General features: G+C 63.3%; 28 protein-coding genes and 1 other RNA gene. 22 read left to right on the top strand and 7 right to left on the bottom strand.

Going from position 1 to position 26,685, the window contains the following annotated elements; genetic code table 11:
- Position 1: 1 nt before the first annotated feature.
- Positions 2-925, top strand: coding sequence for a branched-chain amino acid ABC transporter permease (locus G453_RS0119850; RefSeq protein WP_027192428.1), 924 nt, complete (start codon positions 2-4; stop codon positions 923-925).
- Between the two features lie 49 nt (positions 926-974).
- On the top strand, positions 975-2,135 hold the full coding sequence (locus G453_RS0119855; protein WP_027192429.1) for an ABC transporter substrate-binding protein: 1,161 nt from the start codon (positions 975-977) through the stop codon (positions 2,133-2,135).
- Between the two features lie 302 nt (positions 2,136-2,437).
- Here the strand turns inward: G453_RS0119855 and G453_RS0119860 are convergent, their stop codons facing one another.
- Entirely contained in the window at positions 2,438-2,932 is a 495-nt protein-coding gene (locus tag G453_RS0119860; protein ID WP_051272669.1) for a Spy/CpxP family protein refolding chaperone, read from the bottom strand.
- Positions 2,933-3,011: 79 nt separating this feature from the next.
- Positions 3,012-4,331: an L-cysteine desulfidase family protein gene (locus G453_RS0119865; protein WP_027192431.1), complete on the bottom strand. Its 1,320-nt coding sequence runs from the start codon at positions 4,329-4,331 to the stop codon at positions 3,012-3,014.
- 194 nt (positions 4,332-4,525) lie between these two features.
- Here G453_RS0119865 and G453_RS0119870 point away from each other — a divergent pair, with 194 nt between their 5' ends.
- Complete coding sequence (locus G453_RS0119870; RefSeq protein WP_027192432.1) at positions 4,526-4,855, top strand: hypothetical protein; 330 nt, start codon at positions 4,526-4,528, stop codon at positions 4,853-4,855.
- Positions 4,856-4,917: 62 nt separating this feature from the next.
- Positions 4,918-5,163 (top strand): hypothetical protein, encoded by a 246-nt coding sequence (locus G453_RS0119875; protein WP_027192433.1) that lies wholly within the window; start codon positions 4,918-4,920, stop codon positions 5,161-5,163.
- A gap of 277 nt (positions 5,164-5,440) precedes the next feature.
- On the opposite strand, the gene leuA is transcribed toward G453_RS0119875, so the two are convergent.
- The 5 genes from leuA to G453_RS0119900 form a co-directional block, all read right to left on the bottom strand.
- Positions 5,441-7,138: a 2-isopropylmalate synthase gene (gene leuA, locus G453_RS0119880; RefSeq protein ID WP_027192434.1), complete on the bottom strand. Its 1,698-nt coding sequence runs from the start codon at positions 7,136-7,138 to the stop codon at positions 5,441-5,443.
- Between the two features lie 375 nt (positions 7,139-7,513).
- Positions 7,514-8,230, bottom strand: coding sequence for a hypothetical protein (locus G453_RS0119885; protein WP_027192435.1), 717 nt, complete (start codon positions 8,228-8,230; stop codon positions 7,514-7,516).
- Between the two features lie 11 nt (positions 8,231-8,241).
- Positions 8,242-8,715, bottom strand: a complete 474-nt coding sequence (locus tag G453_RS0119890) for a methylated-DNA--[protein]-cysteine S-methyltransferase (protein WP_027192436.1) — start codon at positions 8,713-8,715, stop codon at positions 8,242-8,244.
- Complete coding sequence (locus tag G453_RS0119895) at positions 8,712-9,335, bottom strand: hypothetical protein (protein ID WP_027192437.1); 624 nt, start codon at positions 9,333-9,335, stop codon at positions 8,712-8,714. The genes G453_RS0119890 and G453_RS0119895 overlap by 4 nt, the downstream gene beginning before the upstream one ends.
- A gap of 96 nt (positions 9,336-9,431) precedes the next feature.
- Positions 9,432-10,373 carry a TIGR01212 family radical SAM protein gene (locus G453_RS0119900; protein WP_043646501.1) on the bottom strand — a complete coding sequence of 314 codons (942 nt, stop codon included), beginning with the start codon at positions 10,371-10,373 and terminating at the stop codon, positions 9,432-9,434.
- A gap of 209 nt (positions 10,374-10,582) precedes the next feature.
- Here G453_RS0119900 and G453_RS0119905 point away from each other — a divergent pair, with 209 nt between their 5' ends.
- The 18 genes from G453_RS0119905 to rny all read left to right on the top strand — a co-directional run bounded on the left by G453_RS0119905 (position 10,583) and on the right by rny (position 26,537).
- Positions 10,583-11,623: a rod shape-determining protein gene (locus G453_RS0119905; RefSeq protein WP_027192439.1), complete on the top strand. Its 1,041-nt coding sequence runs from the start codon at positions 10,583-10,585 to the stop codon at positions 11,621-11,623.
- A gap of 34 nt (positions 11,624-11,657) precedes the next feature.
- Positions 11,658-12,614 (top strand): rod shape-determining protein MreC, encoded by a 957-nt coding sequence (gene mreC / locus G453_RS25505; RefSeq protein ID WP_051272670.1) that lies wholly within the window; start codon positions 11,658-11,660, stop codon positions 12,612-12,614.
- The gene (locus G453_RS0119915; RefSeq protein ID WP_027192440.1) at positions 12,611-13,081 is read left to right on the top strand and encodes a hypothetical protein; all 471 of its coding nucleotides are present in this window, start codon (positions 12,611-12,613) and stop codon (positions 13,079-13,081) included. The genes mreC and G453_RS0119915 overlap by 4 nt, the downstream gene beginning before the upstream one ends.
- Positions 13,065-14,903, top strand: a complete 1,839-nt coding sequence (gene mrdA, locus G453_RS25510) for a penicillin-binding protein 2 (RefSeq protein WP_043646504.1) — start codon at positions 13,065-13,067, stop codon at positions 14,901-14,903. Before G453_RS0119915 ends, mrdA begins: the two co-directional genes overlap by 17 nt.
- A gap of 3 nt (positions 14,904-14,906) precedes the next feature.
- The gene (gene rodA, locus G453_RS0119925; RefSeq protein WP_027192441.1) at positions 14,907-16,022 is read left to right on the top strand and encodes a rod shape-determining protein RodA; all 1,116 of its coding nucleotides are present in this window, start codon (positions 14,907-14,909) and stop codon (positions 16,020-16,022) included.
- 32 nt (positions 16,023-16,054) lie between these two features.
- On the top strand, positions 16,055-16,405 hold the full coding sequence (locus G453_RS0119930) for a bactofilin family protein (protein ID WP_027192442.1): 351 nt from the start codon (positions 16,055-16,057) through the stop codon (positions 16,403-16,405).
- 158 nt (positions 16,406-16,563) lie between these two features.
- Positions 16,564-16,995: an ATP synthase F0 subunit B gene (locus G453_RS0119935; protein WP_051272671.1), complete on the top strand. Its 432-nt coding sequence runs from the start codon at positions 16,564-16,566 to the stop codon at positions 16,993-16,995.
- 27 nt (positions 16,996-17,022) lie between these two features.
- Positions 17,023-17,595 carry a F0F1 ATP synthase subunit B family protein gene (locus G453_RS0119940; RefSeq protein ID WP_051272672.1) on the top strand — a complete coding sequence of 191 codons (573 nt, stop codon included), beginning with the start codon at positions 17,023-17,025 and terminating at the stop codon, positions 17,593-17,595.
- Positions 17,592-18,137: an ATP synthase F1 subunit delta gene (atpH, locus tag G453_RS0119945; RefSeq protein WP_027192445.1), complete on the top strand. Its 546-nt coding sequence runs from the start codon at positions 17,592-17,594 to the stop codon at positions 18,135-18,137. Before G453_RS0119940 ends, atpH begins: the two co-directional genes overlap by 4 nt.
- Before the next feature lie 4 nt (positions 18,138-18,141).
- Positions 18,142-19,656, top strand: coding sequence for a F0F1 ATP synthase subunit alpha (gene atpA, locus G453_RS0119950; protein WP_027192446.1), 1,515 nt, complete (start codon positions 18,142-18,144; stop codon positions 19,654-19,656).
- 17 nt (positions 19,657-19,673) lie between these two features.
- Positions 19,674-20,552, top strand: coding sequence for a F0F1 ATP synthase subunit gamma (locus G453_RS0119955; RefSeq protein WP_027192447.1), 879 nt, complete (start codon positions 19,674-19,676; stop codon positions 20,550-20,552).
- 15 nt (positions 20,553-20,567) lie between these two features.
- Positions 20,568-21,971, top strand: coding sequence for a F0F1 ATP synthase subunit beta (gene atpD, locus G453_RS0119960; RefSeq protein WP_027192448.1), 1,404 nt, complete (start codon positions 20,568-20,570; stop codon positions 21,969-21,971).
- A 6-nt stretch (positions 21,972-21,977) separates the two neighbouring features.
- The gene (locus G453_RS0119965) at positions 21,978-22,409 is read left to right on the top strand and encodes a F0F1 ATP synthase subunit epsilon (RefSeq protein WP_027192449.1); all 432 of its coding nucleotides are present in this window, start codon (positions 21,978-21,980) and stop codon (positions 22,407-22,409) included.
- Positions 22,410-22,697: 288 nt separating this feature from the next.
- Positions 22,698-24,074 carry a bifunctional UDP-N-acetylglucosamine diphosphorylase/glucosamine-1-phosphate N-acetyltransferase GlmU gene (gene glmU, locus G453_RS0119970; RefSeq protein WP_027192450.1) on the top strand — a complete coding sequence of 459 codons (1,377 nt, stop codon included), beginning with the start codon at positions 22,698-22,700 and terminating at the stop codon, positions 24,072-24,074.
- 31 nt (positions 24,075-24,105) lie between these two features.
- Positions 24,106-24,315, top strand: coding sequence for a cell division protein ZapB (gene zapB / locus G453_RS0119975; RefSeq protein ID WP_027192451.1), 210 nt, complete (start codon positions 24,106-24,108; stop codon positions 24,313-24,315).
- Positions 24,316-24,326: 11 nt separating this feature from the next.
- Complete coding sequence (locus G453_RS0119980) at positions 24,327-24,596, top strand: cell division protein ZapA (protein WP_027192452.1); 270 nt, start codon at positions 24,327-24,329, stop codon at positions 24,594-24,596.
- A 16-nt stretch (positions 24,597-24,612) separates the two neighbouring features.
- Positions 24,613-24,793: non-coding RNA, 6S RNA (ssrS, locus tag G453_RS27495), on the top strand.
- 184 nt (positions 24,794-24,977) lie between these two features.
- Entirely contained in the window at positions 24,978-26,537 is a 1,560-nt protein-coding gene (gene rny, locus G453_RS0119985; RefSeq protein WP_027192453.1) for a ribonuclease Y, read from the top strand.
- The last annotated feature ends 148 nt before the right edge of the window (positions 26,538-26,685 follow it).

The following is a 26,685-nucleotide window of genomic DNA, read 5'->3' on the forward strand; positions in this document are numbered from 1 at the left end:
CGTGGGCGGGGAGCTTCGCAGACTTGCCGTATTTCTGGGAGCCGTGGGCGCTTTGGGGCTCATGCTGCCCAACGTCCACCTCCTGGCGCTGAACCAGCATCTCTTCCTGGCCCTGAACGTCCTGGCGCTCAACTTCAGCCTGGGCCTGGGCGGGCAGGCGTCAATGGCCACCGGGGCCTTTTGCGGCCTTGGAGCCTACGCCTCGGTGATCCTGCACTCCATGTGGCCGCAGGGCACCCTGGTGATCGTCCCGGCGGTGGCCTTTACGGCCTACGCCTGCGGAGCAGCCGTCAGCAAACCCCTGGAGAAGCTGGGCGAGGGCTTTCTGGCCATGGCCACTCTGTGCCTGTGCCTGATCTTTGTGAACCTGGTGCTGGTGTTCACGCCCATCACCGGCGGTTCCAACGGCATGATGGTCTCGCACCATCCCATGCTGCCCTTCATCGGAGAACTGAAAGGCGACCGGGCCAACTTCGCCGCGCTCCTGGCGCTCCTGGCGCTGGGCGGCTACCTGTTCGCAGCCGTGCGCTCCTCCCGACTGGGACGCGCGCTCCTGGCCTGCAAGGACGACGCCCTGGCTGCGTCCAGCTGCGGCATCGACCGTTTGTCCACGCGGGCCGTGTCGTTCGGCATCGGCGGGGCGTTCTCCGCCCTGGCGGGCATGGTGCTGGCCAACTCCACGGGATTCATAAGCCCAGGCCAGTTCGACCTGGGCCTCTCCCTCAAGACGCTCCTCTTCCTTGTGATCGGCGGCCCCGGCAAGCTCACTCGCCCCCTGATCGCCGTTGTGGTCCTCGAATCGCTCATCGCCTGGTTCCACGCGCTTGGCGAGGCCACGGTGCTGGTGCACGGCCTGATCCTGGCCGGGGCGCTCATCGCCGGGTACTGGCGGGAAACGGGCCGTCTGCGTCTGTTGCCCCGCTAAGCAAAGGAGTGTACTTCCTGCCGGAAACATTTCATTTTCCGGAGGACGTATGCCCCGCAGACTGCTTCTCGCCGTCCTGGCCCTCTTGTGTCTGGCCGTTCCGGCCTTCGCCGCCGAGCCCATCCTCATAGGCGGCATCTTCGCCGAATCCGGCCCTACCGCCGAGATCGGCACTGCCACCCGGCTGGTGGCCGAGATGACCCTCAAGGAAATCAACGACAAGGGCGGCGTGCTGGGCAGGCCCCTCAAGCTCATCGCCTACGACACCCAGTCCACCCCCGAGGTCGCCCTGCGCATGGCCCGCCAGCTGGTGGAGTCCGACAAGGTGCTGGCGCTCATCGGCCCCACCTCCACGGGCGAGGGCATGGCCGTGAAGAAGTACACCGAGGAGCAGAAGGTCCCCTCCATCATGACCGTGGGCGGCGACGCCATCGTGGCCGGAGGCAAGTACGGCCCCTTCGCCTGGACCTACAAGGTTCCCCAGCGCACCAACACCGCCGTGGACAAGATTTACAGGCACCTGAAGGCCAAAAATCTTACCAAGGTGGCCCTGCTCACCGCCAAGGACCCCTTCGGACAGGACGGCTTCGACGCGCTGAAGTCCCAGGCTGCGGCCAACGGCATCACCATCGTTTCCGAGGAGACCATCGACTCCAAGGGCGCGGACTTCTCCGCCGAGGCCTTCAAGGTGGCCATGACCAAGCCCCAGGCCGTGGTCATCTGGACCATCGGGCCTGCCGCCGCCATCGCGGCCAAGAACTTTGCGGACCTGCCCGGCGACAAGCCCCTGCTGGTGCAGTCGCACGGCATCGCCGGACCCAACTTCCTGAAGCTGGCCGGAGCCGGCGCCGAAGGCGTGGTCATGCCTGCCACCAAGCTGATGGTGGCCCAGGGCCTGCCCGCCGCCGACCCGCAGAAGGCCGTGATCGACGCCTTCGTGAAGAACTACCAGGAGAAGGGCCTTCAGGCCAAATTCCCCATGAACACCCACTCCGGCTACGCCGCAGACGCCCTGACGCTGCTGGTCGAGGGCCTGAAGAAGGCGGGCAAGGCCGAGCCTGCGGCGCTGCGCGACGCCCTGGAGAACCTGAAGGGTGTAGTGGCCATCTCCGGCGTCTACAGCCTGACCCCCGAAGACCACAACGGTCTGGGCGTGGATTCGCTGGTCATGGTGCAGGTGAAGGGCGGTCAGTTCGTGGAGGCCAAGTAGCAAGAGGTTGAGCCCGACGGCGCGGGAGAAGCCCGCGCCGCCAGGATGCACTGGTTGGCAGGCGTGGGGTGATGAGTGGGAGAAGCCTCCGGCGGCCAAAGGGCTTCGCCCTTGTGGAATCCCTTATAGGTCTGCGTAGCCATGATAACTGGGTAGATGTCTGAGCTAACGAAGCCCCGGCCGGACGTAGTCCGGCCGGGGCTTTTCGTGCGAAGCTTATTGCGGGTCCAGGGGGATCATCCCCCTGGCGGGTGCAGGGCAGAGCCCGCCGGGGTGCAGGGGCAGAGCCCCTGCGGTTGACTCTACGACTTCAGCTGCTGGTCGATCCACTCGTCCAGGGCCTTGCCGCCCTTCTCGAAGCGGTCCTTGAAGCGGTCGCGGAAGGCGTGCTTCTTCTCGGACGCGGCGGCGCGCTGTTCAGGGGTCAGCACCGTGTCGATCTTGGCCTTGACCTTGCCGTGGTGCACGGCCATGTCTTCGCCGACCTTGGCCATGGCCTGTGCGGCCTTGCGTACCAGGGCCTCGTCGCCGGGGGTCTTGTCCATCACCTCGCTCATCTGCTGGCGGGCGGTCTTCATGGCCTCGCGCAGGCCCTTGCCCTCGGCGCGGGAGTCCTTCAGGGTCTGGGCCACGAAGCGCTTCTGCTCTGGCGAGAGCTTCAGGTCCTCGATCATCCGGATGATGCCCTTGCCGTCGCCGTGGTGCGGCCCGTCAGGGGGAGGGGCCATTTCCTTGGCGGCCAGGGCGGTGGTGGCCAGCATTGCGAGTACTGCCATGATTGCGGCTATGCGTTTCATCGTTGTTCTCCTTGCTTGAAGGTGCGTGAGCGCGCTCAGCGAGTAAGTACGAAAAACGCTGCCTTTCGTTACAGCTATTTCAATACACCAGCCCGGATATTTTCTTCTCCAGCATTATGGACAGGATGGTGCGGTCGGTCTCGATCATGCCTTCGGTGCTGAGCATGCCCACGTTTCGCATGGTCTGCTCGGGCGACTGGGCGATGATGCCGTCCGTGGGCTTCACCTTGACTCCATGCAGGGAGAAAAGCGCCGCCTGCACGGCAGTGCCCGCCGCCGTGGCCAATTTAAGCGCGCAGCCCGCCTTGGCTCCGTCGCATATGATCCCGGCCAGGTCCTCCATCAGGTTCTTGATGGCCCCGGCCACGTGATGCACGTCGCCGCCCATGAGGTAGGCCACTCCGGCGGCAGCGCCCGCGCCAGCCGCCACCGAGCAGCCGCACACGGCGGAGAGCCTGCCGGTGTGGGCCTTCACGTAGGCGGTGATGATGTGGCTGACCGCGATGGCGCGCAGGGCCTCGTCGCTGGTGCAGGTCAGGTAGTCCTTCACGGCCCAGATGGGCAGGATGGCGGTCAGGCCGTGGTTGCCGCTTCCGGCGGAGCTCATGGCCGGCAGGGCCACGCCGTCCATGCGGGCGTCGGCGGCGGCGGAGGTCAGCATGCGCGCGGCCACGAACATGTCGCTCTTCATGAGGTTCTGGCGCACCAGACGCTCGAAGGTCTTGCCCACGCCCAGGCCTGGCCCGTGCTTCAGGCCGTAGTCGGCCAGGGCCATGTTGTGGCGCACGCCGTCCTGCAGGAAGGCCATGTCGTCGGCGTCCAGGGCGTCGGCCAGGTCCAGGAGTTGCTGCAGGCTCTGCTCCTTGAGCCAGGTCTCCAGTTCCGCCACGCCGCCAGAGCCTGCGCGCGCCTCGTGGAACAGGGGGCTGTCCGTCAGGTCTGCGCCGTCCATGCGAAGCGACGTGAGATGGTCGTGGTGCTGCTCGATGATGGCCTCGCCCACGTGTTCGCCCTGGCGGGCCTCGGCCTTGATGTAGATGCCGCGCCGGTCGGAGAGCAGGTGCACGCGCACCTGTCCCAGACGCAGCAACTCGCTCGAGCGGGCCACGTCGGCCTCGGACAGGGGGGAGAGCACTTCGAGCCGCAGCATGGGGTCGCCGCCCACAGCGCCCAGAGCAGCGGCGGTGTCCAGTCCGCACAGGCCTCCGGTGCCAGGGATGGTGACGGCCAGCCCGTTTTTGTAGATGTTGGGGTCCACCCAGACGTCGAGCGCGTCGAAGCGTTTGCCCGGCAGGAGCGACACGGCTGCGGCAGCGGCCAGGGCCACGGCCACGGGTTCGGTGCAGCCCAATGCGGGGGCGACTTCCAGGCGAAGGACGTCCTTTACGGTGAAGGCCATGTGCGACTCCTTGGGGTTCTGGCTCGACGCAAGCGCCGGGCCTGGAGTTGGGGCAAAAACGGGCGTGCGTCAAGCGCGAACGCGCGGCGACCACTGTCCAGTTGATTTCTCCAGCCTACCATGTATTTTGATGGCGTCCGGGCCAGGACGCCGTTCGAGGCGCAGCGTCCGCATGGCCGGCAGGAGGAGGTGGCATGAAACGCATGCTCGTGACGGTTCTCGCTTTGGCAGCTTTGGCGTCCGCAGGTTGCGGCCCGGTGAAGCCCATGACCGAGGCCGAATTCAAGGGGTTCTGTTACCAGTACACCGGCAGTCCGCAGCAATCCTGCGACACCATTCCCATCTGCGACGAATATTCCATGGTGATGAACATGAAACAGGCATCCCTGCAGAAATGCCTGGACGAGTGCAACGCGGTGTACGCTCCGCAGGGCAGACAGTACAGTTTCGACGACTGCGCAGGGGCCGCCCAGACCGCGCGCGACTGGTGCCAGCGCTATTGCAGGACGAACTACCCGCAATAGCGGAATCACCCTGGCGGATGCCGCGCCGCCAGCGATGTAAACAATATTCCCGGAGGTACTCCATGGAATGGGTTGAAAAAGTCAAAAGTTTCTTTGCCGGAGAGAAAAAGGACCTGACCGATCCCGAGAACCGCAAGGAAGCCTTCTTCCTGCTGTCCGAACTGCACGGGCAGGCCAAGTGGGACGAGTTCGCCATGATCGTTCGCCAGACCATCATCACGCGCCATCCCGTGCAGAAGCCGTCGTTTGCCGAGATGGAGGCCGAGATGCGCGAGGTGCACAAACTTTTCGAGCCCTGGCTGAACTGACAGGAAAAGGGCCGCCCCACAGGGCGGCCCTTTTTTTACTGACACGTTGCCGGTTTCCGTCATGCGTCCGCATCGTCGACGGCAGGATGAACCATCCTGATCCCGTAAGGGTTTCCAAAGGGCGGAGCCCTTTGGCCGCCGGAGGCCCTCTTTCGCCTGTGCCTCCGCGCTGCGTCCTTCGCCGCCTGCCTCGCCGGAAGAAGCGACCAACCCCGTGAGGGTTTCCAAAGGGCGGAGCCCTTTGGCCGCCGGAGGCCCTCTTTCGCCTGTGCCTCGACTACTCTTCCTTCAGCTTCTCCAGCATCTCAGCGCGCACTTCGCGCGTGGCCATGGCCAGCAGGCGGTTCACGGCGCTCACCACCGCCAGAATCGAGGCGGTGACGATGTTCTCGTGCACGCCCACGCCGAAGGTCATGCCCTTCACGCCCTCCATGGACACTTCCACGAAGGCGGCGGCCTTGGCGTCCGCGCCCTGGCTGATGGCCCGCTCCTCGTAGGAGTGCAGGGTGATGGGCAGTCCCAGGGCGTGCACGGTGGCGTCGATGGGCCCGTTGCCCAAGCCTGAGAGCCCCAGGGTCTTCTTGTCCAGTCCCACGGTGAGGCTTACGCCCTGGCCCTTGTCGCGCTCGATCAGGTGATGCCCGGCGTAGAGCAGGGGCTTTTTAAGCTTCAGGTATTCCGTGGCGAAGAGGTCCCAGAGCTCGGTCGCGGAGATCTCGCCGCCCTTGGCGTCTGCGCGGCGCTGCACCGCGCCGGAGAACTCCACCTGAAGCCTGCGGGGCATGACCATGCCGTGGGACGTCTCCATGAGGTAGGCCACGCCGCCCTTTCCGGACTGGCTGTTGACGCGCACGATGGAGTCGTAGCCGCGGCCGAGGTCCTCGGGGTCGACGGGCAGGTAGGGCACGTCCCAGACGTCGCCGGGCTGGCGAGCGGCCATGCCCTTCTTGATGGCGTCCTGATGGGAGCCGGAGAAGGCAGTGAACACCAGATCGCCCGCGTAGGGATGGCGCGGGTGGACGGGCAGGCCGGTGAGCTCCTCGGCGGTGCGGGCCAGCTTGTCCAGTTCGGTGAAGTCCAGGCCCGGATTGATGCCCTGGGTGTAGAGGTTCAGCCCCATGGTGACCAGGTCGGCGTTGCCGGTGCGCTCGCCGTTGCCGAACAGGCAGCCTTCCACGCGCTCGGCCCCGGCCAAAAGGGCCAGCTCGGCGGCGGCCACGGCGGCTCCACGGTCGTTGTGGGTGTGGACGCTTATGATCATGCTCTGGCGGTGTTTCAGGTTGCGGCACATCCATTCGATCTGGTCGGCGTAGACGTTGGGGGTGGCAAGTTCAACGGTGGCCGGGAGGTTCACGATGAGCTTGTCGTCTGGCGTTGCGCCCCAGGCCTCGGCCACGGCGTCGGAGATGTCTCGGGCGAAGGTGAGGTCGGAGCCGGAGAAGTTCTCGGGGCTGAACTCCAGCGCCCACTCGGTGGCGGGCTGGGCGGCGGCCAGCTCGCGGATGAGCTTCACCGAGGACACGGCCATGGCGATGACCTCTTCGGGGGTCTTGCGGAACACGGTCTTCATGAACACCGGAGCCGTGGAGGCGTAGATGTGCACGATGGCCCGGCGCGCGCCCTGGAGGGATTCCATGGTCCGGCGGATCAGGTGCTCGCGGCACTGGCTGAGCACGGAGATGGTCACGTCGCTCGGGATGTGGCTGTCCTCGATGAGGGAGCGCACGAAGTCGAAATCGGTCTGGGAGGCCGCCGGGAAGGCCACTTCGATTTCCTTGAAGCCCACGCGGGTCAGGAGTTCGAACAGGCGCAGCTTGCTTGCCGGGTCCAGGGGCTCGAACAGGGCCTGGTTGCCGTCGCGAAGGTCCGTGGAGAGCCAGATGGGGGCGGCGGTGATGGTCTTGTCCGGCCAGGTGCGGCCAGTGAGGGGCACGGGAGGAAATGGACGGTACTTGTCCGGGGTGCTGGGCTGCATGCTATGAACACTCCTGCTGCGAGAATGCGTGAGGAAACCCCCGCCTTAAGCGGGTGGACACGGATTGCGAATGCAAAAAGAGAAAATAGTATTATTTGCCCGCGGGGGGCAGTAGCAGGAGAGCCAGAGCGAGGGAGGCGCAGACCGTGGTCATGTGGGGAAGGCTACACGCGGTGAGTGGGGGTTGTCAACAGGGGGATTGCGCGATCCTGACTTCGCGGGAGGAAGGGAAGGCACGGGGGCCGGAGTTCGGATGCGTGTTGTCGTCCGGGATGAGCCTCTTGTGTCGCGTCCTTGAAAAATGTGAGGATGCATTCCGGGAAGAAGACAGTATGCCAATAATATTGTCCTCCAGACTGCACATCTGTTGAGGTTTCAATACAGGGGGACGGACGATGTCGTGTTTGCGGGTCGCTGCGGTCCAAGTTGTTCCCAATGAGAATAATCCCAAAAATCCTTTGTTGCGGAAATATACGTGTGAACAATCTCTCGGGTTGGATAGAGACGGATGCCGAGAAGGGGTGTTCCGAAAAATGTTTCAGGCAGCGGGGTAGGTGGTTCTATCGTGATTGGTGCCCCTGATGCCAACAATTCGTCGTATGAGCTGCCTTGCCCTTGCTTTATGGCGTTTGTAATGAGCTGCATTTCCTGCAAGTCACTGTACGATGGGATGAGATTTTTGGGTGTGCTATACTCTGAAAGGGTGGAGATGATCGTCTCCCATGTCCAATATGATTTTTGAATGAAGATGTCGTTGAATTCGAGTTGAAGCTGAAGATGGTTGATTATTTGTCTTTCCCAGAGATTGTATGTTGAGACGATTGTCATTGCCAGAAAGTGGAGGCTGATGTCGTTCAAGAAGACTGCGTTCCCAGCGGTGTCGCTGCGTGCCGACGATGTGGCTTGGTTTTGGGTGGAAACGCCATTCGCGAGTGCCAGGTATTCAACAAATTTTGTCTCTTCCTTGAGAATGTCACTATATGTCGGTATGTTTTGAAGGATATGCGTGTGTATGAATCTGCTGTAGAGGTCGATTTCGGATTGATAGCCGCGACATTGCCCTCGGTCGAAGGAGATGTATTTCGAATGCATATGTAGCGACGCTACTTGCAGGACTCACGCTCAAGTTCCAGCAGCCACTTCTTCATCTCGACACCAGGCCCGAACCCGCCAAGCCCGCCGCCAGAGGCCAGCACCCGGTGGCAGGGGAACACCAGCGGCCAGGGGTTCTTGGCCATCACCTGCCCCACGGCGCGGGCGGCCTTGGGGCTGCCGCAGCGCTCGGCCAATTGGCCGTAGCTCAGGCTCTCGCCCGCCGGAATCCGGTACAGTTCCTTCAGCACCACGCGGTGGAACGGCGCGAGCCTGCTCAAATCAACGGGCAGCACCGGCCACTCCACGCGCTCCCCGGCCACGTAGCGGGCAAGCGCCTCGGCCAGTTCGCGCCCGAGCTGCGTCCTGGGGGCGGAGACGTCCTCGTCCCCGGCCCACTTCAGGCCGATGGAGTCCAACGTGTCCCCATCCCAGGTCAGGTGCAGGGCCAGCGGTCTGGCGACGATGATTTCGGTGGCGCTCATTTCTTGCCCTCCGGCACGTATTCCAGCTCCGGCGAAAGCTTCACGCTCATGGCCGACTGGTGCAGCGTGGGCTCATAGGCCCTCAGCTCGTTTTCGCCCACGAACCAGGCCACGCGCAAAAAGCCCCGGCTGGTCAGATAGGTGTACACGCCCATGGCCACCTTGCGGCCCTGGGCGGCACTGTAGCTGACGTCTTTATAGTAGTGCATGCGCTTGGTGGGCAAGTGGTCCTTTTCCCGGAAGCGGTAGCCCTCGCCTGGCGCTCCGGCCTCGCTGTCCTTCTCGGCCAGCACGTGGTCCATGAACAGCTCCTGGGGGCCGCGTTTCTTGCCGGTCTCCAGGCGCACGATCATGTAGGGCAGGGTGAACCAGGCGTCTGCGGGCCGCTGGAAGCCCATGCGCGTGTTGCGAAATTCTGCCAGCTCCTCTGGCGTGACCGGCGTGGTGCGGCCCGGATGCTCGAACAGATACAGCTCAAGCGTCGGGATGGCCACCCAGCCGGACGGGATGGTCAGGGAGAAGGACCTGTCCGGCGCGGACGCGCTCTGCTGGGCCTGGGCCGGAGCGGCCAGGACGATGACAAGCGCCAGCAGCGCGAAGAAGCCCAAGGTGCGTTTCATGCGTCGTTCTCCCGGAAAATAGCCGACAGTCGTGTCGCGCTGGTTTGTTTCTGCGTCGTCAGGCGAGCCCGGTCTCAGGCCGGTCTCAGGCCGGTCTCAATCTGTTCCGCTCCAGGCCGCGCCCTGCCTGATCCCGCCGCGCCGGATTTCCGCCATGATGGCGTTATGCACCGCGCGCTTGTCTCCGGCCCATGCAGGCGCGACCAGTTCGCCCTGGGCCGGGTCTGCGGCCAGCCGGTGCACCACCATGTCCGGGCGAAGTGCCGAAAGCGACCGGCCCACCCAGGCCGCGTAGTCCTCAAGCGTGGGCGGCTGGACGAACCCTGCCCGGTAGTCGTTCGCCAGGGGCGTGTTCCCGGCCACGAACAGGTTGTGGAACTTGATGCCCGCCACGGGGAGCGCGTTCACGAAGCGCACGGTCTCGTCCCAGTCCCCGGGCGTTTCGCCGGGCAAACCGGCCATCACGTGCGCCAGCACCTTTACGCCCATCCCGGCGGCCATTTCGGCGGCGCGGGCAAAGCACTCGGGCCCGTGCCCCCGGTTCACGCGGGCAAGGGTTGCCGGGTTGGAAGATTGCAAACCCAGTTCCAGCCAGAGCTCGCGGGCGGGAAAATCCGCCAGCAGCCGGATTTTTTCCTGGTCCAGGCAGTCGGGCCGGGTGCCCAGGCACAGCCCCTCCAGGTCGGGGATGGTGGCCAGCTCCTCCAGCACGGCGCGCAGCTTTGACGCAGGCCCGTGGGTGTTGGAGAAGGCCTGGAGGTAGCCCACCAGGGCCACCTCGCCCCACACGGTGCGGCGCCGCTCCCGCCAGTGGTCCCACTGCTGCGTGAGGCTCATGGCGCGGTGAAGGCCCGTGCCGGACCCGTTGGCGTTGCAGAAGGAGCACCCCCCGGAGGAGACGGTCCCGTCGCGGTTTGGGCAGGTGAATCCGGCGTCCAGCGGGACCTTGCGGGCAGGGCGGGAAAATAAGTCCTTCCAGTGCGCGGATACGGAGTAATATCCCTGTGCCTGGATTGCGTTTGATGATACCTTGTTCATAAGTGCAAAATCCCGTTGACATCAGGCGGGGAATCGAACAACACCAACCCTCGACCGGGCGGGGGCCACGAGATCACCGCTCTGCCGATCCGAGGGCCGGCCGCGCGCGGCCCGGCTTTTTTTATCGGCCGCCAAGGCCGGTTTCGAGGCGGGCCGCGAGGCCCACTCCGCAAGACGCCAGACTCCATGATTGAGTCAAGGAAGGGACCATGTCCAGACTTTTGGATTCCGCATTGGGATTTTTCTCCAACGACCTCGCCATCGACCTCGGTACAGCCAACACGCTGGTGTACGTGAAGGGCAAGGGGATCGTGCTCTCGGAACCGTCCGTCGTCGCCGTCAAGAAGGACGCGCGCGGCGTCAACAAGGTGCTGGCCGTGGGCGCCGAGGCCAAGAAGATGCTTGGCCGCACCCCCGGCAACATCGTGGCCATCCGCCCCATGAAGGACGGCGTCATCGCCGACTTCGAGGTCACCGAGGCCATGCTTCGCCACTTCATCTCCAAGGTGCACAACTCGCGCCGCCTGGTGCGCCCGCGCATCATCATCTGCGTGCCCACGGGCATCACCCAGGTGGAGAAGCGCGCCGTGAAGGAATCCGCCCAGTCGGCGGGCGCGCGCGAGGTGTACCTGATCGAGGAGCCCATGGCCGCAGCCATCGGCGCGAACCTCCCCATCACCGAGCCCACCTCCAACATGGTTGTGGACATCGGCGGCGGCACCACCGAGGTGGCGGTCATCTCCCTGTCGGGCATCGTGTACGCCAAGAGCGTGCGCGTCGGCGGCGACAAGATGGACGAAGCCATCATGCAGTTCGTCAAGCGCAAGTACAACATGCTCATCGGCGAATCCACGGCCGAGCAGATCAAGATCAACATCGGCAGCGCGCACCACTCCACCAGCCAGGGGGAGATCGAGGTCAAGGGCCGCGATCTGGTCACGGGCATTCCGCAGAACATCACCATCACCGCCGACGAGGTCCAGAAGGCCATCGCCGAGCAGGTTGAGTCCATCGTCCAGGCGGTCCGCATCGCCCTGGAGCAGACCCCCCCGGAACTGGCCGCGGACATCGTGGACCGGGGCATCGTCCTGACGGGCGGCGGCGCGCTGCTGCGCGGCCTGGATCAGCTCCTGCGCGAAGAGACCAGCCTTCCCATCGTCATCGTGGACGACCCTTTGTCGGCGGTCGTCCTCGGATCGGGCAAGGCCTTGGACAATCTCGATGTGCTCAAAGAGGTAACCATCGATTAAGCCCACGCCCCAGCGCATAGCACTGGGTCTGCTGGTGGTCCTTTTTGTCTATCTGGGCTTGTTCACCTGGAACATCCGCACCGGATACGTGGACAATCTGGCCAGCCATACGGGCCTGGAACTCACCCGGTGGGTACTGACCCCCGGTCGGTGGGTATGGACACGTCTATCCTCGTTCTGGGAGCGCTACGTCTACTTCGTGGGCCTGCGCCAGGAGAACGAGGTGCTGCGTGACGAACTGGCGCGCGCCAACGACGAACTTGTGGGCGCGCGCGAGCAGGCCTCGCTGGCCAAGCGTCTCACCGGCATCCTGATGATCACGCCGCCGCCCGAATGGTCCCGGGAGGCGGCGCGCGTCATCGCCCACCGCCTTGGCCCCAACGCGGCCCTGGAGACGTTCGTCATCGATCGTGGCAGCCGCCACGGCGTGGAGATCAACACGCCCGTGGTCTCGCCCGAGGGCGTGGTGGGGCGCGTGCTGCGCTACTCCATGAACGCGGCCACGGTCATCATGATCACCGACCCCAACAGCAAGATTCCCGTGGTCTCCCAGAAGACCCGCACCCAGGGCATCCTGGTGGGGCGCGGCCCCAACCTGGGCATGACTCTGCAATACGTGGCCCTGAACGCTCCCCTGGAAAAGGGCGAGACCCTGGTCACCACTGGGCTGGAAGGCATCTTCCCCCAGGGGCTGCCCGTGGCCGAGGTGTCCGACGTCTCGCGCGAGGGGGCCTCGTTGTTTTTGAACGTGCAGGCCCAGGCCCTTTTCGACCCCAAGCGCATGGAAGAAGTGGCCCTGCTGCGCAAGATTCCGCCTCCCAGGCCACCCGAGGCCACCGAAGCCGACGACGCCCTGCCCGACACCTCCACCAAGCGCCCCAAGGGCGCGGCGGAGCGCAAGGGCGAGGTCAAGAAGCGCGGGCGCAACGAACCTCCCGAGGCCCGGCCCCAGGAATCCCTGCCCAGGAAGAAGCGGGGCGAAGGGCAATGAACGGCCCCCGCCTGGCTTTCTGGTCGGTCTTCACCCTGGCCGGACTGTGGATGCAGAGCTTCATGCCCGGAGTGGACTTTCTCGCGCCGGGGCTTATCTTGAGCCTTCAGGAAGAAAAACCCCGAACCACGGTCATCCTGGGGCTCATCTGGCTCCTGCTCCAGGAAGGCTCCGGCTCCCTGGCTTTCGGCACGGTGGTCCTGTGGTACGGGGTGCTTACGGCGCTCTTCTTCTTCGGACACTGGCTCTTTGAGGCCAAGAACTTTCTGTTCATGATCATCCTGGGCGCGTGCCTGGGGGTTTTGCATTTTGGGCTGATGAATGTCATGACCCAGCTTCAGGACTGGCGGGTGCCGCCGGGACGTGTTCTTCTGGAGGCCGTGGTCCAGGCCGTGGTCTTCCCCGTGCAATGGGGCCTTGCTTACATCATCTACAACCACCTGCCCCACAATGGCCAAGACGTATGAGCCCGACACCGGGCAACAATCGCCACGCGGCGGTCTGATCCTCCTCCAGAGCCTCATCCTGGGGCTCTTCTGCCTGTTCACGGTCCGCCTGTGGTATCTCCAGGTGCACAAGGGCGAGCACTTCGCCGAGCTCGCCCGGGAAAACCAGATGCGCCAGGCCTCCATCATCGCCGCGCGCGGCATGATCCTGGACCGCAACGGCAAACCCCTGGCCATCAACGAACCTTCCTTCGCACTTGGCCTCATCCGCGAGGATTGCGAGGACATCCAGGCCACCTTGCGCAAGGTGTCCGAGTGGACCGGGCTCGACTATCAGGTGCTTCTCGACACATACATTCGCGGCAAGAAGCGCTCCAAGCCCTTCGAGCCCATGGTGCTCATCTCCAACCTGTCCTACGAGCTGCTGGCCAAGATCGAGGCCAACGCCGTGTCCTGGCCGGGCCTGGAGATCCTCATCCGCCACAAGCGCTACTATCCGGACGGGCAGCCCCTGGCGCACGTCATGGGCTATGTGGCCGAGGCCAACGAGGAGGAGCTGGAGAAGGACTCGCGCCTGGCCCTGGGCGACCACGTGGGCAAGCAGGGCCTCGAGCTGGTGCTGGAGCAGCGGTTGCGCGGCGAGAAGGGCCTCAAGCAGATCGAGGTGGACGCCTACGGCCGCGAGCACGACCAGCAGGTGATCCAGGAGCCGCGCACCGGAGGCAACCTGATGCTTTCCGTGGACGCCGACCTCCAGGCCTTCTGCGCCAAGCAGCTGGAAGGGCAGGCCGGGGCCGTGGTTGTGCTCCAGCCCGAAACCGGCAAGGTGCTGGCCCTGGTGAGCCAGCCCACCTACGACAACAACCTCTTCGTCCTGGGCATCCCTCCCAAGAAGTGGAAGGAGCTGCGCGACGACCCCATGCACCCCATCCAGAACCGGGTGTCGCAGTCGGTGTACCCGCCGGGGTCCACCTTCAAGCTGCTCATGGCGGCCTGCGCCCTGTCCGAGGGGATGATCAAGACCTCGGACACAGTGGTCTGCACCGGCTCCTACCGCGTGGGTGACCACGACTTCCACTGCTGGAAGAAGGGCGGGCACGGCTCCATGGACATGCGCTCCGCCCTGGTCCACTCCTGCGACGTCTACTTCTACCAGCTGGGCGAGAAGCTCGGCATCGACCGCATCAACCGCTACGCGCTCCAGTCCGGCTTCGGCCAGCCCACGGGCATCGACCTGCCCCACGAGCGCAGCGGCCTGATCCCCTCCACCGCCTGGAAGAAACGCCGCTACGGCGAGAACTGGACGCGCGGCGAGACGCTGAACGCATCCATCGGCCAGGGCTACGTGCAGGTGTCTCCGCTTCAGCTGGCCAAGTTCCTGGCTGCGCTGGTCAATGGCGGCAAGGTCATCAGACCGAGCCTGGTGCTGGACGATCCGGTGGATGTGCAGTCCAAACTGACCCTGTCCGACAAGGACCGGGAGTTCATCCTGAAGGCCATGGCCGATACCGTGCAGGCGGGCACGGCCCAGAAGCTCAAGCGGCCCGATGCGGTCATCGGCGGCAAGACCGGCACGGCCCAGGTGGTCAAGCTGCAAAACGCCGACATCCGCCAGAAGACCCACGAGATGCCCTACAAATACCGCGACCACGCCTGGATATCCACCTGGGGCCAGAAGGACGGCAAGAGCTACGTGGTGGTGTGCATGCTGGAACACGGCGGCCACGGCGGCGAGAGCGCAGGCCCGGTGGTCAAGGCCGTGTACGACTACCTGTTCGGGCCGGCCCCTGCCGCCGCAAAGACCGCCGCCAAGGCGCAACCCGCGCCGGAAACCGGCGACTAACCCATGTCACCGCTGGACCGCCGCCTCATCACGCACATCAACTGGCCGTTGCTGGTCATGATCGCTATGCTTTTTGGCGTGGGGGTTTTGAACCTCTATTCCGCCAGCGGCTTCCGCATGGGCGACGGCGTGTCGCTGAACCCTTTCTATCAGAAGCAGTGCATCTGGGGTCTGGCCGGGTTCGTGGGCATGATAACCATGACCCTGTTCGACTACCGCTACTTCAAGCACGTGGCCTGGCCGCTCATGATCCTGACCATCATCCTGCTGGCACTGGTTCCCATCATGGGCAAGACCGTCTACGGGGCCAAGCGCTGGCTGGATTTCGGGCTCTTCAGCATCCAGCCCAGCGAGTTCGCCAAGTTCGCCACCCTGATGCTGGGCGCACTCATGCTCTCCAAGGACACCGGACGGCTTGGCTGGCTTGAACTGTTCACCATCCTGGCCGTGGCCCTGCCTCCGGCGGCCATGGTCATCGTGCAGCCCGACCTGGGTTCGGGGCTGAACATCCTGCTGCTGCTTGGCGGCATGATCCTCTTCCGTGGGCTCACCGGGCGGGTTTTCAAGGTGCTGCTGGTGGTGGTTCCCGTGCTTATACCCTGCGGATGGTTCTTCCTGAAACCATACCAGAAGCTGCGCGTGCTGACCTTGTTCAATCCTGAACGTGACCCCTTGGGCTCGGGCTACCACATCATCCAGTCGCAGATCGCCATCGGCTCGGGGCAGATGTGGGGCAAGGGATTCCTGGAGGGAACCCAGAGCCAGCTGAGGTTCCTGCCGGAAAAGCACACGGACTTCGCCGTGGCCGTGTTCGCCGAGGAGTGGGGTTTCGTGGGGGCCATCGTGCTGGTGGCCCTGTTCAGCATCTTCCTCTACCTGCTGGCCGGGTCCGCGCGCGACGCGAAAGACCGTTTCGGGTCGTTTTTGTGCGCTGGCGTGTTCTTCTACTTCTTCTGGCAGATCCTCATCAACATGGGGATGGTGCTCGGCATCATGCCCGTGGTGGGCATCCCGCTCCCCTTCATCAGTTATGGCGGCAGCGCCACCATCGTGAACTTCTGTCTCATCGGAATAGTGCTGAACGTATCCATGCGCCGGTTCGTCTTCAAAAAGGCGTGACGCGCTTCACCGCATCGTCTGGAGGTATTGCCGTGGCCAAGGATGAAATCAACGCCTTTCTGGGGGCGGGCACCACGTATCGCGGGCGCCTGGACTTCACCGGTTCGGTGCGCATCGACGGCGTCTTCGAAGGCGAGATCGAGTCGGAAGGCATCCTGGTGGTCGGGCGCGAGGCCGTGATCACCGGACAGGTGCGCGTGGGCCAATTGGTTCTCGGCGGGACTTTCAGCGGCGAAGCCACGGCCTCCCAGCGGGCGCTCCTGCACAAGACCGCCCATTTCAAGGGCGTGCTCAACACCCCGGCCCTTTCCGTTGAAGAGGGCGCAGAGCTCGACGGCCAGGTCTGCATGAGCGGATCGGGTGTCGCGGCATCGCAAGACTGAGCCTGCCGATATTCGTGAAATTCATAACTATCTCCGTCAAAACGTCCATTTAGCGTGCGTTTTCGCACCCTTTCCCAAAAAGGGCCTAGACACTCCGTGCGAAAACAGGTACGTACCCTCCGGGCTTGAAACAAAATTCACAATTAGGGGGGCGGTGGATGGACATACTTGTTCTAGACGGATGGTTCTTCGTACAGCTGGCCAACTTCCTCATCATCCTGGTGGTTCTGAACGCGGTGCTCATCGCTCCCGTTCGCAGGATGCTCAAACTGCGCGCCGACACCGTCGCCGCCCAAGCCTCTGAAATTGACGGCTTCACGTCGTCCGCCGAAGGCAAAATCAAGAATTATCAGGCCGCCCTGGAAGACGCCCGCCGCGAAGCCAGCGCTGTGCGCACCGGTCTTCGTCTGGAAGGCGCCGGCCAGGAGAAGGCGATTCTTGAAGCCGCCAACGAGGAGGCCTTCGTCTCCCTGAAGGGCGCGCGCGCCACAGTTGCAAACGAGTCCAAGGTCGCTCTGGAGACCATGCTGGCTGGGGTGTCCGTCATGGCCAACAAGGCCGTTTCGAAGGTTCTGGGCAAGGCCCTCTAGTCGGCGGCCCCAAGCGTTTCAAGGAGGATGGCGTTGAAGAAGGCACGGATTGTTCTCTTTGCACTCGCGGTCTGTCTGCTGACCGCCGCGTGCGCATGGGCCTCGGCCGACGGGGGTGACGCTCCCAACTGGAAAAACTTCATTCTGCGGACCATCAACTTCGCTCTCGTGGTGGGAGTGGTGTGGTGGGTCGGAGGCAAGAAGATCGCCAGCACCTTCAGCGGACGCAAGCTGGGCATCGAAAACCAGCTCGCCGACCTGGAGGAGCGCAAGGTTTCGGCGCAGAAGCGCCTGTCCGATGTCGAGGGTTCCATCGCGAACCTTGAGAGCGAAAGGGCTCAGATCCTGGCCGACTACAAGGCCCAGGGCGAGGCGCTCAAGCTCTCCATCGTGAAGGCCGCCGAAGAGCAGGCCGAGCGCATCAAGGCTCAGGCGCTGCTTTCCGCCGAGCAGGAAGCCAAGATGGCCATGAACGCGCTGCGCGTCGAAATGGCCGACAAGATCATCGAGGCAGCCCAGGACATGCTGGCCAAGAAGCTGACGGCCGATGTCCAGGACAAGCTTGTTGACGACGCTTTAGGCAAGGTGGTGCTCAATTGACCGGGAACATCGTCGCACGCAGGTACGCCAAGGCGCTGTTCGCTCTGGGCGTGAAGGAAAAGGCCGCCGACACTTTCGGCAAGGATCTCGACGGGCTGGCTGGCGCAATGAATACGGCCCCCGAGCTTCTGAAACTCTTTAAGAGCCCGAGCTTCAACGTGCAGGAGAAGAAGGCGGTTCTGAACGACGTGGTGGCCAAGCTGAACATGGCCCCCCTGTCCGTGAACTTCCTCTCCGTGTTGGCTGACAAGGGCCGGTTGGACTGTCTGCCGGACATCCAGGAGACCTACGCCGAGCTTCTGGACGAAACCAGCGGTGTGGTTCGCGGCAAGCTGACCACTGCCATGGAGATTCCGGCCAAGCGGCAGAAGGACATCAAGGCCAAGCTGGAGAAGAAGTCCGGCAAGAAGCTGGTTCTCGACTTCGGCGTGGAGCCCGCCATCCTGGGCGGGGTTGTCCTGCGGGTGGGGGATAAGGTCCTGGACGCTAGCCTTCGGGCCCAGTTGCAGCTGCTGAAAGAACAAATCAAGAGGGGTGAGTAGGGCCATGCAGATCAAAGCCGAAGAGATCAGCAAGATCATCGAGCAGCAGATTCAGAATTATGAATCTCGCGTCGAGATGAGCGAGACCGGCACCGTGCTCTCCGTGGGTGACGGCATTGCCCGTGTCTACGGTTGCCAGAGCGCCATGTCCATGGAACTTCTGGAGTTCCCTGGCGGCATCATGGGACTGGTGCTGAACCTGGAAGAGGACAACGTGGGTGTCGCGCTCCTGGGTGAGGACACGCACATCAAGGAAGGCGACCCGGTCAAGCGTACCGGCAAGATCTTCTCCGTGCCCGTCGGCGACGCCGTGGCCGGTCGAGTCATCGACCCCCTGGGCAACCCCATCGACGGTCTGGGGCCCATCGCCTCCAACGAATTCCGCGCGGTCGAAATCAAGGCTCCCGGCATCATCGCCCGTAAGTCGGTGCACGAGCCCATGATCACCGGCATCAAGGCCGTCGACGCCATGACCCCCATCGGTCGCGGCCAGCGCGAGCTGATCATCGGCGACCGCCAGGTCGGCAAGACCGCCGTCTGCCTGGACGCCATTCTGGCCCAGAAGGGCGGCGACGTGCAGTGCTTCTACGTGGCCATCGGCCAGAAGAAGTCCACCGTGGCCCTGGTGGTGGACACCCTGCGCAAGTACGGCGCCATGGAGTACACCACGGTCATCTCCTCCACCGCTTCCGAGCCCGCGCCGCTGCAGTTCATCGCGGCCTACGCCGGTTGCACCATGGCGGAATACTACCGCGACTCCAGCCGTCACGCCCTCATCGTGTATGATGACCTGTCCAAGCAGGCCGTGGCCTACCGCCAGATGTCCCTCTTGCTGCGCCGTCCGCCGGGACGTGAAGCGTTCCCCGGCGACGTGTTCTACCTCCACTCGCGTCTGTTGGAGCGCTCCTCCAAGCTTTCCGACAAGGAAGGCGCAGGCTCGCTGACCGCCCTGCCCATCATCGAGACCCAGGCAGGCGACGTGTCCGCGTACATCCCCACCAACGTGATCTCGATCACCGACGGTCAGGTGTACCTGGAGCCCAACCTGTTCAACGCAGGCATCCGTCCCGCCATCAACGTCGGCCTCTCGGTCTCCCGAGTCGGCGGCGCGGCCCAGATCAAGGCCATGAAGCAGGTCGCGGGCACTCTGCGCCTGGACCTGGCCCAGTACCGCGAACTGGCGGCCTTCGCCCAGTTCGGCTCGGACCTGGACAAGGGCACCCAGCTGAAGCTCAACCGCGGCATGCGCATGGTTGAACTGCTGAAGCAGCCCCAGTACCGCCCCCTGCCCGTCGAAGAGCAGGTCGCGGTTATCTTCGCGGCTGGCCGCGGCTTCCTGGACGACGTCGAAGTGAGCGCCGTGCGCAAGTTCGAGGAAGAGTTCCTGGATTATCTGCGCAACTCCAAGGCTTCCATTCTCAAGGACATCCGCGAGAAGAAGGCCCTGGACGACAGCCTCACCGCCACCCTGGGCGCCGCCATTGACGAGTTCAAAAAGGGCTTCCGGGCTGAAGGTTAAGGCGGGGGAGCACATACATGCCATCCCTGAAAGACGTCGAATTAAAGATCGCAGCGGTCAAGAAGACCAAGCAGATCACCAAAGCCATGAACATGGTGGCTTCGGCCAAGCTGCGTAACGCGCAGTCTCGCATCGAACGCTTCCGCCCCTACGCGGACAAGTTCTACGAGATGCTCGGCAGCCTGGCCGCGGGAGCGGATTCTTCGATCCATCCGCTTCTGGAAGTCCGTGAGGAGATCAAGACGAGTCTCATCGTCCTGGTCACTTCCGACAGGGGCCTTTGCGGCTCCTTCAACGGCGGCCTCATCACCATGGCTTTGAAGCTCGCCAAAGAAAAGGCCGCCCAGGGCAAGACGGTTAAGTTCGTCTGCATGGGCAAGAAGGGCCGCGACTCCATCAAGAAGAGCGACTACGAAATCGTGGCCGCCTTCGCGGACCAGATGGGCTCCTTCGATTACACCGTGGCCCTCAAGCTGGGCATGGACGTGATCAACGGCTATATCAATGGCGACTTCGATGAAGTGAATCTGGTCTTCGGCAAGTTCATCTCCATCCCCAGGCAGGAGTCAACCACGTTGACCATCCTGCCCATGGTCGCCGACAGCGTCGAAGGCGTCGAAGCGGCTGGGCCAACTCAGGAGTACCTCTACGAACCTTCGGTGGAAGGCCTTCTGGCCGAGCTTCTGCCCCGGTTCGTCAACGTCCAGCTCTATCGCGGCATGCTCGATACGTCGGCTTCGGAACATGCGGCACGCATGCGGGCCATGGACAACGCCACGAGGAACTGCGACGACATGGTGGGCACGCTCACCCTGGTATACAACAAGGCCAGGCAGGCGAGCATCACCAGAGAGTTGATGGACATCGTCGGCGGAACCGAAGCGCTCAAAGGATAAAGGGGGCGAACAATCATGAGCGGTGTCAAAGGCAAGATCGTACAAGTCATCGGCGCGGTGGTGGACCTCGAATTTCCCGAGGGCCAGCTTCCCGCCATCATGAACGCAGTTTTTCTGAAGAACACAAACAACCCCACTGCTGAAGACCTCGTCCTCGAAGTCGCTCAGCACCTGGGCAACAACGTCGTGCGCACCATCGCCATGGACGCCACTGACGGTCTGGTTCGCGGCATGGAAGGAACGGACTCCGGAAACCCCATCATGGCTCCGGTTGGCCGCGCCCCCCTGGGCCGCATCATCAACGTCGTGGGTCTGCCCGTGGACGAAATGGGCGATGTCGGCGCGACCGAGTTCCGCCCCATCCACCGTACCGCCCCCGAGTTCGTTGAGCTCTCCACCAAGGTCGAAGTGCTCGAAACCGGCATCAAGGTCGTTGACCTGCTCATCCCGTTCCCCAAGGGCGGCAAGATGGGCCTGTTCGGCGGCGCCGGCGTCGGCAAGACGGTTATCTTGATGGAGATGATCAACAACATCGCCAAGCAGCACGGCGGCCTCTCCGTGTTCGCGGGCGTCGGCGAGCGCACTCGTGAGGGTAACGACCTCTATCACGAGTTCAAGGAAGCCGGCATTCTGGACAAAGCCGCATTGGTTTACGGCCAGATGAACGAGCCCCCGGGAGCCCGCGCCCGCGTCGCTCTGACCGCGCTGACCGTGTGCGAGTACTTCCGTGACGTCGAAGGCCAGGACGTGTTGCTCTTCATCGACAACATCTTCCGCTTCACCCAGGCGAACTCCGAAGTGTCCGCGCTTCTTGGCCGCATGCCCTCCGCGGTGGGTTACCAGCCCACCCTGGGTACCGACCTTGGCGCTCTTCAGGAACGCATCACCTCGACCACCAAGGGTTCCATCACCTCGGTGCAGGCCGTGTACGTCCCCGCGGACGACTTGACCGACCCCGCGCCGGCCACCACGTTCTCGCACCTTGACGGAACGCTGGTTCTTTCGCGTCAGATCGCGGAACTGGGCATCTACCCTGCGGTGGACCCGCTCGACTCCACCTCCCGCATCCTGGACCCCCTGGTCCTGGGCGTGGAGCACTACGGCGTCGCCCGCGCGGTTCAGTCGATCCTTCAGAAGTACAAGGACCTGCAGGACATCATCGCCATTCTGGGCATGGACGAGCTCTCCGACGAGGACAAGCTGACGGTGGCCCGCGCCCGTAAGATCCAGCGTTTCCTCTCGCAGCCCTTCTTCGTCGCCGCCCAGTTCACCGGCAAGGAAGGCCGCTACGTGAAGCTTGAAGACACCATCAAGGGCTTCAAGGAGATCATTGACGGCTTGCACGACGAACTCCCCGAAGGCGCCTTCTACATGGTTGGCGGAATCGAGGAAGCCGTTTCCAAAGCCAAGGAGATGTAACGTCCAATGGCCAAAGAACTTCGCCTGGAAATTGTCACGCCTGACCGGTTGGTCGTGTCCTCCGACGTGGAATACGTCGGGGCGCCCGGCGTGCTCGGCGAGTTCGGCGTGCTGCCCGGCCACGTTCCCTTTCTCTCCGCACTTGGCGTCGGCAACCTGCATTACAACAAGGGAGGCAAGACCTATTACGTCTTCGTCTCCGGCGGGTTTGCCGAGGTCAGCGGCGACAAGGTGACTGTCCTGGCCGAAGTGGCCGAACGGGCCGAGGAGATCGACGTGGAACGCGCTCGTCGCGCTCAAGAGCGTGCGAAAGAACGCGTCTCAAAACAACAAGAGGCCATCGACAACGCCAGGGCGACCGCTGCCCTCCAGCGAGCCATGGCCCGCATGAGCTGCCGCAACGCCGCCCAAAGCGCCGGAACCTGCAGCATGAGCTAGCAAAACGGGGGCGTAAGCCCCCGTTTTTTTCGTCCCGCCCAAACACGTCTTGGGTGGGGACAGCCTCGAGCCTTTCATGGAACGGCGGACCGCTTGCGATCCGCCGTTCTTTTTGTGGAAAGCCGTGTCCCCTCGATGAGAAGGAATGCCGGGGTATGCAGAGAGAAGGTCCGTATTCATCATCGTTGTTTCGGTGGGTTTCCCCAGGCGCTCTTGTCTGCAGGGTTGAATCTGGTGTCTGCCTGTGACAAACATGGCGAGTCCACGACATACTTGAAGGATGCACTCATGAATAAGAGCGTTGGAGCGATCGTCCTGGCTGCCGGAAAAGGCACCCGCATGTATTCGGACCAGCCGAAGGTGCTGCGCTCCATCCTGGGCGAACCCATGTTGGGATACGTTCTGGATGGACTGAGCGGACCTTTCCAGGACCGCGTGCACGTGGTGGTGGGGTTCGGCGCGCAGAGCGTGATGAAAGCCTACCCCGCCTACGAGGGGCGGTTCGTGCTCCAGGAGCAGCAGCTGGGCACGGGGCATGCCCTGCAATGCTGCTGGGACGCCGTGAAGACTGCCGGGTACGAGCACGTGCTGGTGGTCAACGGCGACGTTCCCCTTGCTGACGGCAAGGATCTGGAAATATTCGTCGAGCAGGCCCTGGCTGACGCCGCCGATCTGGCCTTCCTGACCATCCAGCTGGACGAGGCCGGATCGTACGGACGCATCGTGCGCGACGCGGCGGGCCTTGCTCGCATCGTGGAAGCAAAAGATTACGACGAGACCTCGCATGGCCCGGTCACGGGCGAGATAAACGCGGGGATTTACCTGTTGCGCGTTGCGGCCATTGACTCGGTGCTGTTCAATCTTACCAATGCCAACAGGAGCGGCGAGTTCTACATCACCGATCTTGCGGAGCTGGTAGGGCAGAACGGCGGGCGCGTTGTGGCCGTGAACCGTGGCCGCGACGAGAACCTGCTGGGCATCAACAACCCGCGAGAGCTTGTGGCCGCCGAAGAGTCCTTGCGCGCGCGCATAGTCGATAACTTGCTGGAAACCGGAGTGGTCGTGCGCCAGCCAGGCACCGTGCGGGTCGGACCTCATGCCGTGATTGCGCCGGGTGCGGAAATATGCGGCCCGTGCGATGTCCTGGGCCAGAGTTCAATCGGCCCCCGCGCCGTGGTGGAGCCCCACTGCTGGATCAAGGACAGCGAGGTCGGCGCGGGCGCGGTCATCCACGCCTTCTCCCACCTGGAGAAGGCCTCCGTCGGGCCGGATTGCCACGCTGGCCCCTACGCGCGCCTGCGTCCCGGAGCAGTGATGATGGAAGGCTCGCGCGTTGGAAATTTCGTCGAGATGAAGAAGTCCGTGCTCGGGCCTGGAGCCAAGGCCAGCCACCTGACCTACCTGGGCGACGCCGAGATAGGGGCCGGGGCCAACGTGGGCGCTGGGACCATCACCTGCAACTACGACGGGACCCACAAGCACAAGACCACCATCGGGGCGGGGGCCTTCATCGGCTCCAACACCGCCCTGGTGGCTCCGGTGACTGTTGGCGAGGGCGCTCTGGTGGCGGCAGGGTCGGTGGTCACCGAGGATGTGCCGGACCACGCCCTGGCCATCGCGCGCGGACGCCAGGTGATAAAGACCCGCCGGAAAAACCCGGCTTGATTTACAATGTCAAACAAGCTAGGAACGCTTTATGGACATCATCGACACCCTTGAAGAGCGCATTGCGCAACTGGTGGGCCGCCTGAAGTCGCTGGAAGAGGAGAACAAAACCCTCAAGGCTTTGATGGACCAGGAGAATGCCTCGATGAAAGAGGCCCTGGAACAGGAACGCCAGAAAAAGGATGCCGTGCTGTCCCGCGTGGATCAGCTCTTGAAAAAACTGCAAGAGGAGCCGATCTGATTTGAATGCCAATGCCGAGCTACAACAAGGTCATTCTTGGTCTTGAACTTTCCTTCAAGACCGACGCGGAACCGGGACGCGTAGAAAATGCCAAGGCGTTGGTAGAGGAACGTTACAGGTTGCTCAATCCGGGTGGAAAGAATCTGAGCAAGGAGAAGGTGCTGACGTTTGTGGCTTTGGGATTGGCGGACGACTTGATAATGGCCAACCAGAGACTTGCCGAGATGGAAGAAAAGCTCGACAAGATCCTGAGAAAGATAAAAGTGCCGGACCTCCCCTGACCGGCTCTCAAGTGAGTGTTCCCTGGGGTGCGCGTGATCGTTAATCGGTTTTTGAGCCGATACTCAAAAACCGGGTGATGCTCCGAGGCGGCTGGTGCGCAAGCCCGACAACCGGGTAGCCTGAAGGTCGCGCAGCGTCGCCCACCTTGCACAGCAAGGTTCAAAACTGGTTTTCGACACGGCTCTCCGGGGTTATTCGGCCAGCATCTCCGGGCTTCGGGTTTCTCCCGGGCCCGCGCATCAAGTCCCTCATCGTCCCGTCTTCCCACGTCCTTCCGCTATGGCCCGCGTCAGGCCATTTCTCCGCCGCAGCCGCCGGACCACGGTCCGCAGGGCGCACAATATCGGGCTAGTTGCCCGTAATACCATAAAGGAGTCAGTATGGACTTCACCGTCGTTCTCGTAGGCGCGGGCGGGGTCGCAGCAGGAGCTGCGGGCGGATGGCTGATGAACAAAGTCATCTCGTCCAAGTCCCTGGCGGAATCGAAAACCCTTGCCGAACGCATACTTGAAGAGGCCCGCAAAGAGGCCCAGGCACATAAGAAAGAGATCATCCTGCAAACGCAGGACGAACTCTACAAGCAGAAGCTTGAGCACGAACGCGAAGTAAAAGAACGCGAATCGCAACTGGTCCGCAAGGAATCCTCCCTCCAGGAAAAGCTCGACAAGCTCGAATCCAAGCTGGAAAAGGCGACCCAGAAAGAGTCTGACATTCTCTCCCAGGAGAAGCGTCTCTCCGTTCAGGAAAAGCTGCTGGAAGAGAAAGAGGAAAAGCTCTCCGAGGCCGCGCAGGTGCACGAGCGCCGTCTGGAGGAAGTCTCCGGCATGACCGCCGACGAGGCCCGCAAGGTCCTCATGGCCGAAATCGAGAGCCGCACCCGCCACGAAGCCGCCCGCATGGTCCGCCAGATCGAGACCGAAGCCAAGGAAGACGCCAGCAAGAAGAGCAAGGAGATCCTTGCCCTGGCCATCCAGCGTTACGCGGGCGAATATGTTTCCGAGCAGACCGTCACCGCCGTGGCCCTGCCCAGCGAAGAGATGAAGGGCCGCATCATCGGCCGCGAGGGCCGCAACATCCGCGCCCTGGAAGCCGCCACCGGCGTGGACCTGATCATCGACGACACCCCGGAGACGGTCATCCTCTCCGCCTTCTCGCCCATCCGCCGCCAGATCGCCAAGATGGCCCTGGAGCGCCTCATCACGGACGGCCGCATCCACCCCGCCCGCATCGAGGACATCGTCAAGAAGTGCGAGCAGGAATTCGACGTGAAGCTGCGCGAGCTTGGCGAGCAGGCCACCTTCGACGTGGGCGTGCACGGCATCCACCCCGAGATCGTCAAGCTCCTCGGCCAGCTGCACTACCGCACCAGCTACTCCCAGAACGTGCTCCAGCACTCCCTGGAAGTGGCCTCCCTGTGCGGGATCATGGCCTCCGAACTGGGCCTGGACGTCAAGAAGGCCAAGCGCGCTGGCCTGTTGCACGACATCGGCAAGGCCGTGGACCACGAGATCGAAGGACCCCATGCGGTCATCGGCTACGACCTGGCCAAGAAGTACGGCGAGTCCAAGGACATCACCCACGCCATCCAGGCCCACCACGAGGACGTGCCGCCCAAGACCGTGTACGCGGTGCTGGTGCAGGCCTCGGACAGCCTCTCCGGCGCACGCCCCGGCGCGCGCAAGGAGCTTCTGTCCAGCTACGTGAAGCGCCTGGAGGACCTGGAGAACATCGCCACCGATTTCGACGGCGTGTCCAAGGCTTACGCCATCCAGGCCGGACGCGAGATCCGGGTCATGGTGGACTCCGAAGCCGTGGACGACGACAAGACGCACCTGATCTGCAAGGACATCGCCAAGAAGATCGAAGACAACATGACCTACCCCGGCCAGATCCGCGTCACCGTCATCCGCGAACGCCGGGCCATCGGGTTCGCCAAGTAAAAGTTTAGAGAAGATGCCTCCGGCGGCCAGAGAGGAAACTTTTTGAAAAAAGTTTCCTCTCTGGACTCTCCTTCAAAAACCTTTAGTGAGCTTCGCATCCAAGCGCGATACCCCGTAGTTTCGGCAGCGGCTGTGGCTGACACGGTCG

Origin of the sequence: Fundidesulfovibrio putealis DSM 16056, from assembly GCF_000429325.1 — a bacterium.
Classification (GTDB): Bacteria; Desulfobacterota; Desulfovibrionia; order Desulfovibrionales; family Desulfovibrionaceae; genus Fundidesulfovibrio; species Fundidesulfovibrio putealis.

Coding starts and splice junctions, on each gene's coding strand:
- G453_RS0119940 (WP_051272672.1), top strand. CDS start 17,023: ATGGCGTTGAAGAAGGCACGGATTGTTCTCTTTGCACTCGCGGTCTGT.
- G453_RS0119955 (WP_027192447.1), top strand. CDS start 19,674: ATGCCATCCCTGAAAGACGTCGAATTAAAGATCGCAGCGGTCAAGAAG.
- G453_RS0119980 (WP_027192452.1), top strand. CDS start 24,327: ATGCCGAGCTACAACAAGGTCATTCTTGGTCTTGAACTTTCCTTCAAG.
- G453_RS0119895 (WP_027192437.1), bottom strand. CDS start 9,335: ATGAAACGCACCTTGGGCTTCTTCGCGCTGCTGGCGCTTGTCATCGTC.
- mrdA (WP_043646504.1), top strand. CDS start 13,065: ATGGCCAAGACGTATGAGCCCGACACCGGGCAACAATCGCCACGCGGC.
- rodA (WP_027192441.1), top strand. CDS start 14,907: ATGTCACCGCTGGACCGCCGCCTCATCACGCACATCAACTGGCCGTTG.
- G453_RS0119885 (WP_027192435.1), bottom strand. CDS start 8,230: ATGCATTCGAAATACATCTCCTTCGACCGAGGGCAATGTCGCGGCTAT.
- atpA (WP_027192446.1), top strand. CDS start 18,142: ATGCAGATCAAAGCCGAAGAGATCAGCAAGATCATCGAGCAGCAGATT.
- G453_RS0119900 (WP_043646501.1), bottom strand. CDS start 10,373: ATGAACAAGGTATCATCAAACGCAATCCAGGCACAGGGATATTACTCC.
- rny (WP_027192453.1), top strand. CDS start 24,978: ATGGACTTCACCGTCGTTCTCGTAGGCGCGGGCGGGGTCGCAGCAGGA.
- G453_RS0119890 (WP_027192436.1), bottom strand. CDS start 8,715: ATGAGCGCCACCGAAATCATCGTCGCCAGACCGCTGGCCCTGCACCTG.
- G453_RS0119875 (WP_027192433.1), top strand. CDS start 4,918: ATGGAATGGGTTGAAAAAGTCAAAAGTTTCTTTGCCGGAGAGAAAAAG.
- G453_RS0119935 (WP_051272671.1), top strand. CDS start 16,564: ATGGACATACTTGTTCTAGACGGATGGTTCTTCGTACAGCTGGCCAAC.
- zapB (WP_027192451.1), top strand. CDS start 24,106: ATGGACATCATCGACACCCTTGAAGAGCGCATTGCGCAACTGGTGGGC.
- G453_RS0119860 (WP_051272669.1), bottom strand. CDS start 2,932: ATGAAACGCATAGCCGCAATCATGGCAGTACTCGCAATGCTGGCCACC.
- glmU (WP_027192450.1), top strand. CDS start 22,698: ATGAATAAGAGCGTTGGAGCGATCGTCCTGGCTGCCGGAAAAGGCACC.
- G453_RS0119855 (WP_027192429.1), top strand. CDS start 975: ATGCCCCGCAGACTGCTTCTCGCCGTCCTGGCCCTCTTGTGTCTGGCC.
- G453_RS0119965 (WP_027192449.1), top strand. CDS start 21,978: ATGGCCAAAGAACTTCGCCTGGAAATTGTCACGCCTGACCGGTTGGTC.
- atpD (WP_027192448.1), top strand. CDS start 20,568: ATGAGCGGTGTCAAAGGCAAGATCGTACAAGTCATCGGCGCGGTGGTG.
- G453_RS0119865 (WP_027192431.1), bottom strand. CDS start 4,331: ATGGCCTTCACCGTAAAGGACGTCCTTCGCCTGGAAGTCGCCCCCGCA.
- leuA (WP_027192434.1), bottom strand. CDS start 7,138: ATGCAGCCCAGCACCCCGGACAAGTACCGTCCATTTCCTCCCGTGCCC.
- G453_RS0119915 (WP_027192440.1), top strand. CDS start 12,611: ATGAACGGCCCCCGCCTGGCTTTCTGGTCGGTCTTCACCCTGGCCGGA.
- G453_RS0119870 (WP_027192432.1), top strand. CDS start 4,526: ATGAAACGCATGCTCGTGACGGTTCTCGCTTTGGCAGCTTTGGCGTCC.
- G453_RS0119905 (WP_027192439.1), top strand. CDS start 10,583: ATGTCCAGACTTTTGGATTCCGCATTGGGATTTTTCTCCAACGACCTC.